Source organism: Polyangium jinanense, from assembly GCF_028435265.1.
GTDB lineage: Bacteria > Myxococcota_A > Polyangia > Polyangiales > Polyangiaceae > Polyangium > Polyangium jinanense.
Genome location: NZ_JAGTJK010000021.1, coordinates 196,179 through 210,594, shown reverse-complemented (window position 1 = coordinate 210,594; position 14,416 = coordinate 196,179). Strand labels below are relative to the sequence as shown.

Annotated in this window: 12 protein-coding genes; 9 read left to right on the top strand and 3 right to left on the bottom strand. The window is 67.8% G+C overall.

Annotated features, from left to right (window positions below; all coding sequences use genetic code 11):
- Window positions 1-224 precede the first annotated feature (224 nt).
- Entirely contained in the window at window positions 225-2,153 is a 1,929-nt protein-coding gene (locus KEG38_RS31300) for a potassium transporter Kup (RefSeq protein ID WP_272423596.1), read from the bottom strand.
- A gap of 124 nt (window positions 2,154-2,277) precedes the next feature.
- On the opposite strand from KEG38_RS31300, the gene KEG38_RS31295 reads away from it, so the two are divergent.
- The 9 genes from KEG38_RS31295 (at window position 2,278) to KEG38_RS31255 (ending at window position 12,164) form a co-directional block, all read left to right on the top strand.
- Window positions 2,278-3,462: an outer membrane beta-barrel protein gene (locus KEG38_RS31295; protein ID WP_272423595.1), complete on the top strand. Its 1,185-nt coding sequence runs from the start codon at window positions 2,278-2,280 to the stop codon at window positions 3,460-3,462.
- A 2-nt stretch (window positions 3,463-3,464) separates the two neighbouring features.
- Window positions 3,465-3,713 carry a hypothetical protein gene (locus KEG38_RS31290; RefSeq protein WP_272423594.1) on the top strand — a complete coding sequence of 83 codons (249 nt, stop codon included), beginning with the start codon at window positions 3,465-3,467 and terminating at the stop codon, window positions 3,711-3,713.
- 89 nt (window positions 3,714-3,802) lie between these two features.
- Window positions 3,803-3,895: a K(+)-transporting ATPase subunit F gene (gene kdpF, locus KEG38_RS31285; RefSeq protein ID WP_272423593.1), complete on the top strand. Its 93-nt coding sequence runs from the start codon at window positions 3,803-3,805 to the stop codon at window positions 3,893-3,895.
- Window positions 3,892-5,637, top strand: coding sequence for a potassium-transporting ATPase subunit KdpA (kdpA, locus tag KEG38_RS31280; RefSeq protein ID WP_272423592.1), 1,746 nt, complete (start codon window positions 3,892-3,894; stop codon window positions 5,635-5,637). The genes kdpF and kdpA overlap by 4 nt, the downstream gene beginning before the upstream one ends.
- 13 nt (window positions 5,638-5,650) lie before the next feature.
- The gene (gene kdpB / locus KEG38_RS31275) at window positions 5,651-7,726 is read left to right on the top strand and encodes a potassium-transporting ATPase subunit KdpB (protein ID WP_272423591.1); all 2,076 of its coding nucleotides are present in this window, start codon (window positions 5,651-5,653) and stop codon (window positions 7,724-7,726) included.
- A gap of 12 nt (window positions 7,727-7,738) precedes the next feature.
- Window positions 7,739-8,320, top strand: a complete 582-nt coding sequence (gene kdpC, locus KEG38_RS31270; RefSeq protein WP_272423590.1) for a potassium-transporting ATPase subunit KdpC — start codon at window positions 7,739-7,741, stop codon at window positions 8,318-8,320.
- Window positions 8,317-11,022: a DUF4118 domain-containing protein gene (locus KEG38_RS31265; RefSeq protein WP_272423589.1), complete on the top strand. Its 2,706-nt coding sequence runs from the start codon at window positions 8,317-8,319 to the stop codon at window positions 11,020-11,022. The genes kdpC and KEG38_RS31265 overlap by 4 nt, the downstream gene beginning before the upstream one ends.
- Window positions 11,019-11,735, top strand: a complete 717-nt coding sequence (locus tag KEG38_RS31260) for a response regulator (RefSeq protein WP_272423588.1) — start codon at window positions 11,019-11,021, stop codon at window positions 11,733-11,735. The genes KEG38_RS31265 and KEG38_RS31260 overlap by 4 nt, the downstream gene beginning before the upstream one ends.
- Window positions 11,736-11,873: 138 nt before the next feature.
- A complete protein-coding gene (locus tag KEG38_RS31255) occupies window positions 11,874-12,164 on the top strand; it encodes a hypothetical protein (RefSeq protein WP_272423587.1) in 291 nt (96 codons plus the stop codon).
- A gap of 15 nt (window positions 12,165-12,179) precedes the next feature.
- Here the strand turns inward: KEG38_RS31255 and KEG38_RS31250 are convergent, their stop codons facing one another.
- Together KEG38_RS31250 and KEG38_RS31245 are read right to left on the bottom strand one after the other, a co-directional pair.
- Window positions 12,180-13,850, bottom strand: a complete 1,671-nt coding sequence (locus KEG38_RS31250) for an alpha,alpha-trehalose-phosphate synthase (UDP-forming) (RefSeq protein WP_272423586.1) — start codon at window positions 13,848-13,850, stop codon at window positions 12,180-12,182.
- Entirely contained in the window at window positions 13,796-14,410 is a 615-nt protein-coding gene (locus KEG38_RS31245) for a hypothetical protein (RefSeq protein ID WP_272423585.1), read from the bottom strand. The genes KEG38_RS31250 and KEG38_RS31245 overlap by 55 nt, the downstream gene beginning before the upstream one ends.
- Window positions 14,411-14,416 lie beyond the last annotated feature (6 nt).

Below are 14,416 nucleotides of genomic sequence, written 5' to 3'. Positions count from 1 at the left end.
GGCCGGTGGCAAGACCAGGGACAACGTTGCCCATCGAAATGGCAGCGCGGTTGTCTTGGTTTTCGGGGGTCGTTCCTCGGCCTGTTCGATGAACTGCGCATTGCGCAGTTCATCGACCCCGGGTCCAGCGCTTGCGCTGGTCCGGGTCCAGGGGTGGACAACCCCTGGTGGGGCCTGGGGCAACGCCCCAGCTCAACGCCTCCCCGATGACACCCATGCTCAGCTCAGAGATCGATCTGCATTCCCAGCTCGACGACCCTGCCTGGGGGAAGCCCGAAGTAGGCCGTCGCCGGCCTGGCATTCCGCGAGATGAACGCGAAGAGATCCTTCCGCCACTTCATCATTCTCGATCGCCCCGTCGGCAGGAGCGTCTCGCGGCCGAGGTAATAACTCGTGTTGCGGAGCTCCACGACGAGACCGTGGTCCTTGCACTGGGCGAGCACGCTCGGCACGTTCGGCGTCTGCATGAAGCCATACCGCGCCGTCACCCGGTAAAACCCGTGGCCCATGTCGACCACCGCGACCCGCTCCTCGGGCGCGATCTCGGGGACACGCTCGTTCACCACGGAGAGCAGCACGACCTGCTCGTGCAGCACCTTGTTGTGATTGAGATGGTGCCGCAGCACGGGCGGCGTGCCCTGCGGGTTTGAGGCCATGAACACGGCCGTCCCCGGCACGCGGTGCGGCTTCCGCTCCTCCACGTCGCGCAGAAACGATTCGAGCGGAAGGAGGTTCGCCTGGAAGGCTTCGCCGAGGATCCGGCGGCCCGTCTTCCAGGTCGTCATCACGGCGTAGATGCCGGCGCCCATGACGATTGGGAACCATCCGCCGTGGAAAAACTTCGCGGCGTTCGCGCCGAAGAACGCGAGGTCGATGCTGAGGAAAAGGACGACGGGCGGGAGCGCCTTCCAGAGCGGCCATTTCCAGCGCTGCGTCACGACGACGAAATAGACGACCGTGGTGATGCCCATCGTCCCCGTGACCGCAATGCCGTACGCGGCGGCGAGCGCGCTCGAGTTCTGGAACCAGAGCACCAGGAAGACACAGGCGGCGCAGAGCGCGCGGTTGATCTCGGGGATGAAGATCTGGCCCTCGGTCTCCTTCGAGGTGTGGACGATGGTCACGCGCGGGAAATAGCCGAGCTGCACGGCCTGCTGCGTGAGCGAGAAGGCCCCGGAGATGAGCGCCTGCGAGGCGACGATCGTGGCCGCGGTCGCGATGGCGACGATCGGATAGAGGGCCCAGGAGGGGACGAGGGCATAAAAGGGGTTCGCCGCCGCGGACGGGTTCCGGAGGAGGCAAGCGCCCTGGCCGAAGTAGTTGAGGAGCAAGGCTGGCCAGACGACCGCATACCAGACCGTGCGAATCGGACCGCGGCCGAAGTGCCCCATGTCCGCATACAACGCCTCACCGCCGGTGATGCAGAGGACGACGGCGCCGAGCAACAAAAAGCCGTGGGTCTTGTGTTCCAGGAAAAACCCGACCGCGTGGCGCGGGTCGATCGCCGCGAGCACTGAGGGCTCCTGCCAGATCCAGCGGACGCCGAGCGCCGCGATCGTGACGAACCAGATCAGCGTGATCGGGCCGAAGACGTTGCCGATGCCCGCCGTGCCGCGCTTCTGCACGAAAAAGAGCGTCAAGAGAACCACGACGGTCAGCGGGACGACCGCGGGCTTGAGGGACGTCGTGGCGACTTCGAGGCCCTCCATCGCGGAGAGCACCGAAATGGCGGGCGTGATGACGCCGTCCCCATAAAGAAGCGCCGCGCCGAAAAGCACGAGGAGCACGAGCGGGCCCGCTATGGATCGACCGTCCTTGCGGGCAGGGACGAGCGCGAGCAGCGCGAGGATGCCGCCGGAGCCCTGGTTGTCCGCTTTCAGGATGAACGTCAGGTACTTGACCGTCACGACCATCAGCAAGGACCAGAAGACGAGCGAGAGGACGCCGAGGACGTTCGCGGGCGTCGGATCGACCCGGTGCGTGCTGGCGGGGCTGAAGCATTCCTTGATGGCGTAAAGCGGGCTCGTGCCTATGTCGCCGAAGACGACGCCGAGCGCGCCGAGGAGGAGCGGTAAGCGGGCGGCGTGCGCTGCATGCGCCGCCGAGGGCGCATGCGTACTGGTAGGTGGCACCTGGGAAGGAGTGACCGACATGGGGCGCAAAGAGTAATCCCATCCGGAACGGCCCCAACGTCGCGCGCCCAATCTTGATACTTTCTTGATACCCGGGCGCCGGACCTTGACGCCGCCCTTACACGGGAAGCTCTATACACCGGGCATGCAGATCGTCGGCATGACCCGTCATGGTTCTGCTCTCCTGGCCGCGACAGCCCTGCTCGGCTCCGTCCACGAGGCTCGCGCGGACGAGGCACAACCCCCCGCCACGTTCCAGCTCGGCGGGTATGCGGAAGGCTTTTATCAGTGGAATTTTGGGCGGCCCTCGAACGGCATCACGCATTATCGAGGGTTCGATAACAGGCACAACACGTTCACGCTCTCGAACGTCGCGCTCTCCGCGTCCTGGGACATGGAGCGGATCGTGGGGCTCGTCGCGCTCCAGGTCGGCCACACGCCGAGCACCTATTACCTCGCCGAGCCAGCGCTCGCAGGCGCGAGCGGGACGAATGCCACGAGCGCGGAGCTCTGGAAGTACGTCCAGCAAGCTTACGCCGGGTATCGGTTCGACATCGGGCGCGGGCTCCTCGTCCAGGCCGGTCTCTTTCTCTCGCCGATCGGCCCCGAGGGAATGGCGGTCCGGGACAACTGGAACTTTTCCCGCTCGAACCTGTTTTTCGGGCTTCCGTTCTACCACACGGGCGCGCGCGTCACGTATCCGCTGAGTGACGCCTGGGCCTTGACGCTCGCTTGTTACAACGGCTGGAACAGTGTCGTCGACAACAACGAGGAGAAATCGCTGGGCGCGCAGGTCACGTACACGCGGCCGGACAAACTCGCGCTTTCGCTCCTCTATTTCACGGGCGTGGAGCGGCCCCGCGGCGCCCCCGAGGGCCGCGCGTGGCGGCACCTCGTGGACGCGCACGCGACCGTCCACCCGACGGACCGGCTCTCGTTCATCGCCCACCTCAATGGCGGGACGGAGCCCAATCGTTTCGGGACGAGCGCGTGGATCGCGGGCGCGCTCTATGCGCGTGTCCGCGTCTCGGACAAACTCTACCTCGCGGCGCGAGGAGACGCATTCCACGAGCGTGTGCCGAGCAATGGCAATGGCGAGGGCGCGGCCGCGGCCATCTTCTGGCCGGTCTCCTGGGTCGCGTCCGGCACGGCGACGGCGGACTTCCGGCCGCACGAGCGAGCCTCCTTCCGGCTCGAATACCGCCACGATCACGCGGCGGGGAACATGTATTTCGGCGGCGCGGTCCCGGGCAATGGCGTGGATGCGCCGTTCGTCCCGAACCGCCCTGCCCAGGACACCGTCACGCTCGGCGCGACGACGTGGTTTTGAACATGAATCCGTACCGAAGAGACAAACGACCTGGAATCGATCGGGATCCCGACGAGAGCGCCGAGCAGAGGAGCCTCCTCTGGATATGGCTCGGGCTCGGGCTCCTGCTCGTCGTGTACGAGGCCGGCCAGCCGGCGCCCTTCGGCTCCGTGGGCACGCTCGGCATGTTGATCTCGATCCTGGCCATAAGAGGCCTCGTGGGCTCGTACGTCACGCGCCTCCGCCACGGCGGACGACGCGAGAGGAGTTGACCCAATGGACGCCGTGTTCCTGGCCATCACGGCCGCGTTTTTCCTGATGTCGTGGGGCTTCGTGCGGCTCTGCGAGAAAGTCTGACGCCATGGCGATCCTGACGAACCTCGGCGGCGTCCTCGCCGCCCTTCTCTTCGCTTACCTCCTGTTCGCGCTCCTCTATCCGGAGAAGTTGTCGTGATCGAAAACGCCCTTCTTCGATGCGTCCTGTACCTGATCGCGCTCGTCGCGCTCGCCGTCCCGCTCGGGGCCTACATGGCGCGGGTCTACGCAGGGGAAGCCAAGCTCGCCGCGCGAGTCTTCGGGCCGGTCGAGCGCCTCTTTTATCGCGCCGCGGGCATCCGCGAAGGCGAGGACATGCCTTTTCCTCGGTATGCCGCGGCCGTCCTCCTGTTCAACCTCTTCGGCCTGGTCGTGGTGTACGTGCTCCAGCGATTGCAGGCCCTCCTTCCCTTGAACCCGGCCGGGCTCGGCGCGGTGTCCCCGGAGGTCTCCTGGAACACGGCCGTGAGCTTCGCGAGCAACACGAACTGGCAAGCCTACGCAGGGGAAACGACGCTGTCGCACCTGACGCAGATGCTCGGGCTCACCGTGCAGAACTTCGTCTCCGCGGGCACGGGCATGGCCGTGCTCGTCGCATTGGTACGAGGTTTTACCCGACGCACGGCCGATGGCATCGGGAACTTCTGGGTCGATCTCACGCGAAGCACGCTGTACGTGCTCTTGCCGCTCTCTGTCATCGTGGCGCTCGTGCTCGTCTCGCAAGGCGTCGTGCAGACGTTCGCCGGGAGCCACGTGGCGGAATTGCTCGATCCGACGACCTCGAGCGACGGAGCGGGCGTCACCCGGCAAATCCTCGCGCTCGGGCCCGCCGCTTCGCAGATCGCCATCAAGCAGCTCGGGACAAACGGCGGCGGTTTTTTTAATGCGAACTCCGCCCATCCGTTCGAGAACCCGAACGCCCTCTCGAATTTCGTGGAGATGCTCTCGCTCCTGCTCGTCCCCGCCGCGCTCTGCTTCACGTTCGGTGCGATGGTGAAGGACAAACGGCAAGGGTATGCCGTCTTCGCGGCGATGCTCGCGATCTTCGTGCCCCTGCTCGTCATCGCCACGGCCGCGGAGCAGCATGGCAATCCCGTCCTTTCGAGCCTCGGCGTCGATCAGGGCGCGAGCTTGCTCCAGCCCGGCGGCAACATGGAGGGCAAGGAAGCGCGGTTCGGCATCGTCGACAGCACGCTTTGGACGACGGCGACGACCGCGGCCTCGAATGGATCCGTCAATGCCATGCACGACAGCTTCACGCCGCTCGGCGGGCTCGTGCCGATGTGGCTCATGCAGCTCGGCGAGATCGTGTTCGGCGGCGTGGGCTCGGGGCTCTACGGCATGCTCATGTACGCGGTCATCGCCGTGTTCATCGCGGGGCTGATGGTCGGGCGCACGCCGGAGTACCTCGGCAAGAAGATCGAGGCATTCGAGATGAAAATGGCCTCGCTCGTCATCCTGCTCCCGGCGGCGGCGGTGCTCGTCGGCACGGCCCTCGCGAGCGCCACGCCCGCGGGGACGGCGTCCCTCGGGAATCCCGGCGCCCATGGATTCAGCGAGATCCTCTATGCATTCTCGTCCGGCGCGAACAACAACGGATCCGCGTTCGGCGGGCTGACCGTGAGCGGGACGTTTTACGCGACGGCCATCGGCCTCTGCATGCTGATCGGTCGTTACGGGATCATCGTCCCCGTGCTCGCGATTGCCGGCTCTCTCGCCCGCAAAAAGCTGGTCCCTGCGAGCGCGGGGACGCTGCCGACGCACACGCCGCTCTTCGTGCTTTTGCTCGTCGGGACCATTCTGCTCGTCGGTGCGCTGACGTTCGTCCCGGCGCTCGCGCTTGGTCCCATCGTCGAGCATCTCTCCCTGTTTGCAAGGTGATTGGAGCCCCCTCATGACGACCCGAACCCAGGCTCGTCCGCTTTTCGAGCGCGCCATCGTCGGCCGCGCCGCCGTCGACGCCTTCCGGAAGCTCGATCCACGGCGGATGATCAAAAACCCGGTCATGTTCGTCGTGGAGGTCGGCAGCGCCTTCACCACGGTGCTGTTCCTCCACGCGGCGATCACCGGACCTGGCGAAGCGCCCGCGGGGTTCATCCTCGCCGTTTCGCTGTGGCTCTGGTTCACCGTCCTCTTTGCGAATTTCGCCGAGGCGATGGCCGAAGGACGCGGCAAGGCGCAGGCCGATGCGCTCCGAAAAACGCGCAAAAACGTGAGCGCCAAACGCCTGGATACGCCTCGACTCGACGCGCCGCGCGCCGAGGTGGACTCGTCGACGCTTCGCCGCGGGGACATCGTGCTCGTCGAAGCGGGAGATACCATTCCCAGCGACGGCGAGGTGCTCGAGGGCGTCGCGTCGGTCGACGAGAGCGCCATCACGGGCGAAAGCGCCCCCGTCATTCGCGAGAGCGGCGGGGACCGCAGCGCCGTCACCGGCGGGACCCGCGTGCTCTCGGACTGGCTCATCGTGCGTATCACCGAGAACGCAGGCGAGACCTTCCTCGACCGCATGATCGCCATGGTCGAGGGCGCCAAGCGGAAGAAGACGCCGAACGAGATCGCGCTCGACATCCTGCTCGCGGCCTTGACCATCGTTTTTCTGCTCGCGACCGTGACGCTCCTGCCGTTCTCGAAATATGCCGTGCAGAGCTCCGGGCAAGGCGCGCCCGTGAGCCTCACCGTGCTCTGCGCATTGCTCGTTTGCCTCATTCCTACGACGATCGGCGGATTGCTCTCCGCGATCGGCATCGCGGGCATGGATCGAATGGTCCAGGCGAACGTGATCGCCACGTCGGGGCGCGCCGTCGAGGCGGCCGGGGACGTGACCGTGCTGCTGCTCGACAAGACGGGCACGATCACGCTCGGCAATCGTCAGGCGACGGCGTTTTTGCCCGCGCCCGGCATCAAGGAGGGCGCGCTCGCGGACGCGGCGCAGCTCTCGTCGCTCGCGGACGAGACGCCGGAGGGTCGCAGCATCGTGGTGCTGGCGAAGGAGCGCTTTTCGCTGCGCGGTCGGGACGTGCACGCGCTCGGCGCGACGTTCGTGCCCTTCACCGCGCAGACGCGCATGAGCGGGGTCAACCTCGACGGGCGTAGCATCCGAAAAGGCGCGACGGATGCGATCACGCGCTTCGTCGAGGAGCAGAACGGCGTGGTCCCGGCCGAGGTGCGGCAGATCGTGGACGAGGTCGCGAAGCAGGGATCCACGCCGCTCGTCGTCGCCGAGGGAGCGCAGGTGCTCGGCGTCGTGCAGCTCAAGGACATCGTGAAGGGCGGGATCCAGGAGCGATTCGCGGAGCTGCGCCGCATCGGTATCCGCACGGTGATGATCACCGGCGACAACCCCCTCACCGCCGCGGCGATCGCGGCGGAGGCGGGCGTCGACGATTTCCTCGCCGAGGCGACGCCCGAACAAAAGCTCGCCATGATCCGCTCGTATCAGCGGGACGGGCACCTCGTCGCAATGACGGGCGACGGGACGAACGACGCCCCGGCGCTCGCGCAGGCGGACGTGGCCGTGGCCATGAACACGGGCACACAAGCCGCGAAGGAGGCCGGGAACATGGTGGATCTCGACTCCAACCCGACGAAGCTGCTCGCCATCGTGGAGATCGGAAAGCAGATGCTGATGACGCGCGGCGCGCTGACGACGTTCAGCATCGCGAACGACGTCTCGAAGTATTTCGCCATCATCCCGGCCGCGTTCGCCGCGACGTACCCCGCGCTCGGCGCGCTGAACGTGATGCGGCTGCATTCGCCGGCCACGGCGATCCTGTCGGCCGTGATCTTCAATGCGCTCGTCATCATCGCGCTCGTCCCCATCGCGCTCCGCGGCATTCGTTACCGGCCGGCGCCCGCGCCCGTGCTCCTCCGGCGGAATTTGCTCGTGTATGGCCTCGGCGGCGTGGTGCTGCCGTTCCCGTGCATCAAGCTCATCGACCTCGTGCTCGCGGCCCTCGGCGTCGGTTAAAAGGAATCGAAGATGAAATCGCTCCTCCGCCCCGCGTTCACGCTGCTCGCCCTGTTCACGCTGCTCACGGGCGTCGTGTATCCGCTGCTCGTCACCACGGTCGCTCGCGCGGCTTTCCCGGCGCAGGCGAATGGCAGCCTGATCCGCGAGGGAGAACGCGTGGTCGGCTCCGAGCTCATCGGGCAGCCGTTCGACGATCCGCGGTATTTCTGGGGGCGCCCGTCCGCGACGCCGAGCCATCCCTACAATGCAGCGGCATCGAGCGGGTCGAACCTCGGGCCGACGAACCCGGCGCTGCGAGACGCCGTCGCGGCGCGGATCACGGCGCTCCGCGAGGCGGATCCGGGGAACACCACGCCGATCCCCGTCGACCTCGTCACGGCCTCGGGCAGCGGCCTCGACCCGCACATCTCGCCGGCCGCCGCCCATTTCCAGGTCGCCCGCGTCGCGCGCGCTCGCGGGCTCGACGTGGCGCGCGTCCGTGCCCTCGTCGACGCGCACGTGGAAGGCCGCGCCCTCGGCGTCCTCGGCGAGCCACGCGTGAACGTGTTACGCCTGAACCTCGCTCTCGATCACGCGGAAGCTCGTCCATGACCGATCCCGACAGTCGACCCGATCCCGACGCGCTCGTTCGCCGTGCGAACGAAGAAGAGGGGCGCGAAAAACGCGCGCGGCTGCGTGTTTTCTTCGGGTTCGCCCCCGGCGTCGGGAAGACGTACCGCATGCTGCAGGTCGCACGCGAGCGGGCGCTCGAGCAAAAGGTCGACGTCGTCGCCGGGATCGTCGAGACACACGGGCGCGCGGAGACCGAGGCCTTGCTCGAAGGGCTCGACGTCTTGCCGCGGCGCAAGGTCGACTATCGCGGACGCACGCTTTCCGAGCTCGATCTCGACGCCGCGCTCGCGCGCCGGCCCGGGCTCCTCCTGCTCGACGAGCTCGCCCACACGAACGTCCCCGGCTCGCGGCACGCGAAGCGCTGGCAAGACGCGCTCGAGCTGCTCGACGCGGGCATCGACGTGTTCACGACCGTCAACGTGCAGCACGTGGAGAGCCTGAACGACGTCGTCGCGCAGATCACGGGCATCCAGGTCCGCGAGACGATCCCCGATTCGATCCTCGATCGCGCCGACGAGATCGAGCTCGTGGACATCGCGCCCGAAGAGCTGCTCGCGCGCCTGCGCGAAGGAAAGGTCTATCTGCCGGAGCAGGCGAAGCGCGCTGCCGCGCATTTCTTCCAGCGCGGCAACCTGCTCGCGCTGCGCGAGCTCGCGCTGCGGCGCACGGCCGAGCGTGTCGACGTGGACATGCGGGCGTATCGCGAGCAGCACGGCGTGATCACGCCGTGGCCAGCCGGCGAGCGCATCCTCGTGTGCATCAGCCCCGCGCCGAGCTCGGGACGGCTCCTGCGCGCAGCGAGCCGCATGGCCGCGGGCCTGCGCGCGCCGTGGGTCGCCGCGTACGTCGAGTCGCCCGCGACGAAGACGCCGAGCGAGGCCGATCGGGCGCGGCTCGAAGCCCATTTGCGCCTCGCAGAGACGCTCGGGGCCGCGGTGACGAGGCTCTCCGGCGCGAGCATCTCGGAGGCGCTCCTGCGTTACGCGCGCAAGCACAACGTCACGCGCATCATCATCGGCAAGCCGACCCATTCGCGCCTGCGCGACCGGCTGCGCGGCTCGCTGCTCGACGAGGTCGTGCGGGGCAGCGGGGACGTGGACGTGCACGTCATCAGCGGCAGCGAGAGCGCGGAGACGGCGCCCGTCCCGCCGGAATTGCCGAAGGAGCCGACGCGGCCCGTGATGTACGGGTGGGCCGTTTTGCTCGTCGCGGCCACCACCGTGCTCGCGGAGGCCGTGCGCGCAATCTACCCGGTGCCCGATCTCGAAGTGCTTTACATGCTGGCCGTCATGCTCGCGGCGGTGCGCTTCGGGCGCGGCCCGTCCATCCTCGCGGCGGCGCTGGCGGTGGCTGGTTACGATTTCTTCTTCGTCCCGCCGTTCCACACGTTCGACGTGGCCGACGCGCGGTATCTCCTGACGTTCGCCATGATGTTCGGCGTCGGCCTGCTCCTCAGCCAGCTGACGGCCCGCATCCGGCGCCAGGAGCAAGACGCGCGGCATCGCGAGGCGCGGACGGCCGCGCTCTACGATCTCAGCCGGGATCTCGCGGCGGCGGACGATACCGGGGCCGTCGCTTCGGCCGTCGCGCGCCACGCCGAGCAGGTCTTCGAAGCGGCCGCGCACGTGCTGCAAGCCGCGGACGACGGCGCGCTCGGGACCGTCGCGGTCGCCCCGGCCACGGCAACCCTCGATTCCGCCGATCTCGCGGTCGCCCGCTGGGCCTTCGAACACGCCCGTCCTTCGGGGCTCGGCACGGATACACTCCCGGGCTCGAAGGTCGTCTGTGCGCCCCTCTCCGTCCGGGGAGCGCCGCTCGGCGTGCTCGTGCTCGCGCCCAAAGGAGCGACGCCGCTCGGGGCCGAGCAGCGCGCGTTTCTCGACGCGTTTCGCAGGCAGGCGGCATTCGCCTTCGAGCGCGTGCGGCTCACGAGCGAGGCGAACACCGCCGCCCTGCGCGCGAAGACGGAGGAAATGCGCAGCTCGCTGCTCTCGGCGGTCTCGCACGACCTGCGCACGCCGCTGTCGGCGATCACGGGCGCGGCCACGGCGATGCGCGACGACGGGGGGCTCGGCGCGCACACCCGCGCCGAGCTGCTCGAGTCGATCTGCGAGGAAGCCGAGCGGCTCGAAAGGCTGGTCGCGAACCTGCTCGACATGACCCGCCTCGAGGCGGGCCCGGTGGCGCTGAAGCGCGAATGGGTGCCGCTCGAAGAGCTCGTCGGCTCCGCGCTGACGCGGCTCGAACGAAAGCTCGGGGACCGGCCCGTGAACGTCGCGTTCGCCGAAGGATTACCGCTCCTGTCGGTGGATCCCGTACTCTTCGAGCAGGTGTTCATCAACCTCTTCGAGAATGCATCGCGGTACACGAGCCCCGGGTCTCCGATCGAGGTGCTCGCCCGCGGCGAGCCCGGCATGGTGATCGTCGAGGTGGCCGACGCGGGCCCAGGGCTGCCGCCGGGGAGCGAGTCGCGGATCTTCGAGAAGTTTTTCCGCGGAGGAAACACGGGCGCGGGCGGCGCAGGGCTCGGGCTCGCAATCTGCAAGGCGATCGTCGAGGCGCACGGCGGCACGATCACCGCCGAGAATCGCGCCTCCGGCGGCGCGAACTTTCGCATCCGCGTCCCGATCCCCGGCGTGGCCCCCACCGTCGCCGCGCACGCCCTGGAGGCCCAGCCATGACCGACTTCCGCCCGCTGGTGCTCCTCGTCGAGGACGAGCCCCAAATGCGAAGGTTCATGCGCGCGACGCTCACGTCGCACGGGTATCGGCTCCTCGAAGCGGGCAGCGCCGCAGAGGCGCTCATGCTCGCGAGCACGCACAATCCCGAGCTCTTGCTGCTCGATCTGGGCCTGCCGGACGGCGACGGAATCGACCTGACGCGAAGGATCCGCGAATGGGGCCGGATGCCCGTGATCGTCATCTCGGCGCGCGGGCGCGAGGACGACAAGGTGGCCGCACTCGACGCGGGAGCGGACGATTACCTGACAAAACCCTTCGGCGTGAACGAGCTACTCGCGCGGATGCGGGTCGCGCTGCGGCACGCGCACGCGGGCGGGGCACAGAGCGCGGCGCAGACGATCGAGATCGGGGATGTCGAAATCGATCTCGTGCGGCGCGAGGTAAAAAAGGGGGGCCAGGAAGTGCACCTCACGCCGATCGAATACAAGCTCCTCGTGCTGCTGGCGCAGAACGCCGGCAAGGTGCTGACGCACCAGCACATTTTGAAGGAGGTCTGGGGGCCGGCATACGCGAACCAGCCCCATTACGTCCGGGTCCACATGGCCGAGCTGCGCAAGAAGATCGAAGCGAACCCGGCGCGGCCCAAATTGCTCGTGACGGAGCCGGGCGTCGGATATCGGCTGCGGGATCGAGGGGGCGACGCGGGGGCGTGACGCGTCCGGGACCGGAAAATTTCCCTGCGCCCGGGGAAAAATTCCCACACGGGACGTCACCCGCGCGTGCGGGATCCCCGCGCTTCCCGCCGTGGCATGCTCTCTGCTCTTGCGAACGAGCGTTTGGAGGTCCACCACGTGAAACCTTCCTTCACACGCTGGTTCGTTGTTTCCGTCGGAATGCTCGTCGCATGGGCCGCCTGTGTGCCCGAGCCGAAATCGGTGCCGTGCTCGAACCAGGGCGACTGCGAGGGCAAAAACGCCGCGTTCCAGTACTGCCTCGAAAGCCGCTGCGTCGAATGCGTGAGCGACGCGAGCTGCGGTGTGGGCAATGCCTGTGTCGACGGCGTCTGCGAGCGCTCCTGCAGGGACGGTCGTGATTGCCTCGACGGCTACGCCTGCACGAGCACCCGCTGCACACGTCTCTGAGCATCCTCCCGTCCTTCACGAACCCATGGCCCGCGCGAGCACCGCCGGCGCCGAGAGCCTTCCCGAGACGCGCTCGCGGCGGCGCACCTCCGCCGCGTCCACGAGCATCCGTCCGGCCCAGCGATAGACGTTGAATTCGGAGACCATGCGGCGCATGGACGACATCCGCTCGCGTTGCTCGTCCTCGGGCATGCGAAGCGCCGCGGCCATCGCGTCGCCGGCCTGGCCGAGGTCGTACGGATTGACGATGAGCGCCTCGGTCAGATCGCGCGCCGCCCCGGTGAACTGGCTCAGAACGAGCACGCCGAGCTCGTCGTCACGCGCCGCGACAAACTCCTTGGCCACGAGGTTCATGCCGTCGTGGAGGCTCGACACGTAACAAAGCTCGGCCGCGCGGTAATAACGGAAGACCGTGGGAGGCTCGTGGTGCGAGCGCAGGAGAATGATGGGGCGGTAGTCGCCCTTCCCCCACCGCGCGTTGATCTCGTCGGCCAGGGCCTCGACGCGATCGTTCAGCTCGCGGTAACGGGCGATCTTGGTGCGGCTCGGCGCGGCAAGCTGGACGAAGGTGAAACGGCCGCGGAACTCCGGGTATCGTGAAAGGAGCTCGTCGACTGCCTGGAGGCGCTCCTCGATGCCTTTCGTGTAATCGAGCCGATCGATGCCAACGCCGAGGAGCGCGTCCGCGGGCAAACCGAGCTCCTTGCGCACGGAGGCGCGGCACTCCGCCACGGACGGCAGCTCCTCGAGCCAGTGCACGGGCCATTCGATGGAGATCGGGTACGGCCGGACCAGGCTCCGCCGCGCCCCCTGGACGACCGCGTTCGCCTCCCGGTCGATGCGGCTCTCCATGAACGTGTCGACCGCGTCGATGAAGTTGTTGCAATGCTCTCGGGTGTGAAACCCGACGATGCTCGATCCGAGGAGCCCCGAGATGATCTCCTCGCGCCAGGGGCAAATGCCGATCCGCTCGGCGCTCGGCCAGGGGATGTGCCAGAAGGTCAGGATCGTCGCACGCGGGAGGCGCTCGCGGATCATGCGGGGGGCGAGCGCGAAATGGTAGTCCTGCACCAGGATGATCGGGTCCTCGGTGTCGACCTCCTCGCAGACCGCGTCCGCGAACTTACGGTTCACGCGGACGTAATGCTCCCAGTCCTCGGCCCGGAACACCGGGCGCGCATGCGCCACGTGGCAAAGCGGCCAGAGCCCCTCGTTCGAGAAGCCGTAATAATACCCGTTCTCCTCAGCGTCGCTGAGCCAGACGCGTCGAATGCTGTAGGACTCCTCCCCGGGCGGGACTTTTACGTGGCCGCGAGCATCCGAGGTCTCCTTGTCGGCGCTCCCGCTCCCGTGCGCGACCCATACCCCGGAGCAGGCGCGCATGACGGGCTCGAGCGCGGTCACGAGGCCACTCGCGGGGTGCAGGACCCGCACGCCAGTGGGCGTTTTGTCGTGAATGTAGGGCTCGCGGTTCGCGAGGATGATGACGCGCTCGCCTTCGAGGTGCGTCGTGAGCGTGGATCGCAATCGCGAAGGATTCCAGGGGCCGCCCCGCGCCTCGCGATCGCGCTCGCTGGCGAGGCGCCGGGCGAGCTCCCGCACGTCCCCGACGAGCGGCTTGAAATCACGCGTCACCTCGCCCGACAAGGCGCGCCGCAGCTCCGAGGTCCATACACGAAAGGCCAACCGCTCGCGATCATCGTGATGGTGGCCGCGCCGAGCGAGAGCACGAAAAACGCCACGAGGAGAAGGTTTCGCGTGGTCGCCTCACGCCGCTCCAGATAGCTGAGATCGTGCACGAGGAGCACGCGCCCGAGGGGTTGGCCCTCGGGCCCGACCGTGACCGCGCTGAGGTGCACGCGGCCGCCAGGCAGCGCTTCGGTCGTCGTCCAGGGGTTCGCCTCCGCGCCCTCCTTCTCGATGCGCGCGAGGACCCAGCGGCAGCCGTAATCGAGCGGATACGCGGCCGTCGCGGCGAGGCGCTGGCCGTCGAGCGTGCACGCGGCGGCGCCCATGACGCGCTCGTCCCGGGTGATGTCCTCCAGGGCGTCCACGAGGCCCTCATGGCCGAGCTCCCAGTTCCGCGCGAGGAGCTGCTTGGTGGCGGTCACGACGAACAGAGAACGTGCGCGCAAATCCGACTCGAACCAGCGGTGCGTCGTGCGCGTCAAGGCGACGTACCCGACCGCGGTGATCAGGGCGAGCCCGCACAAAAGGAGCAGCAAGAATCGCAACAGGCGAGGCATGAGTCC

Bases quoted from the DNA above. Each gene is read 5' to 3' on its own strand.
- KEG38_RS31295 (WP_272423595.1), top strand. From the start codon at position 2,278: ATGCAGATCGTCGGCATGACCCGTCATGGTTCTGCTCTCCTGGCCGCG.
- kdpC (WP_272423590.1), top strand. From the start codon at position 7,739: ATGAAATCGCTCCTCCGCCCCGCGTTCACGCTGCTCGCCCTGTTCACG.
- KEG38_RS31300 (WP_272423596.1), bottom strand. From the start codon at position 2,153: ATGTCGGTCACTCCTTCCCAGGTGCCACCTACCAGTACGCATGCGCCC.
- kdpB (WP_272423591.1), top strand. From the start codon at position 5,651: ATGACGACCCGAACCCAGGCTCGTCCGCTTTTCGAGCGCGCCATCGTC.
- kdpF (WP_272423593.1), top strand. From the start codon at position 3,803: ATGGCGATCCTGACGAACCTCGGCGGCGTCCTCGCCGCCCTTCTCTTC.
- KEG38_RS31260 (WP_272423588.1), top strand. From the start codon at position 11,019: ATGACCGACTTCCGCCCGCTGGTGCTCCTCGTCGAGGACGAGCCCCAA.
- KEG38_RS31265 (WP_272423589.1), top strand. From the start codon at position 8,317: ATGACCGATCCCGACAGTCGACCCGATCCCGACGCGCTCGTTCGCCGT.
- KEG38_RS31245 (WP_272423585.1), bottom strand. From the start codon at position 14,410: ATGCCTCGCCTGTTGCGATTCTTGCTGCTCCTTTTGTGCGGGCTCGCC.
- KEG38_RS31290 (WP_272423594.1), top strand. From the start codon at position 3,465: ATGAATCCGTACCGAAGAGACAAACGACCTGGAATCGATCGGGATCCC.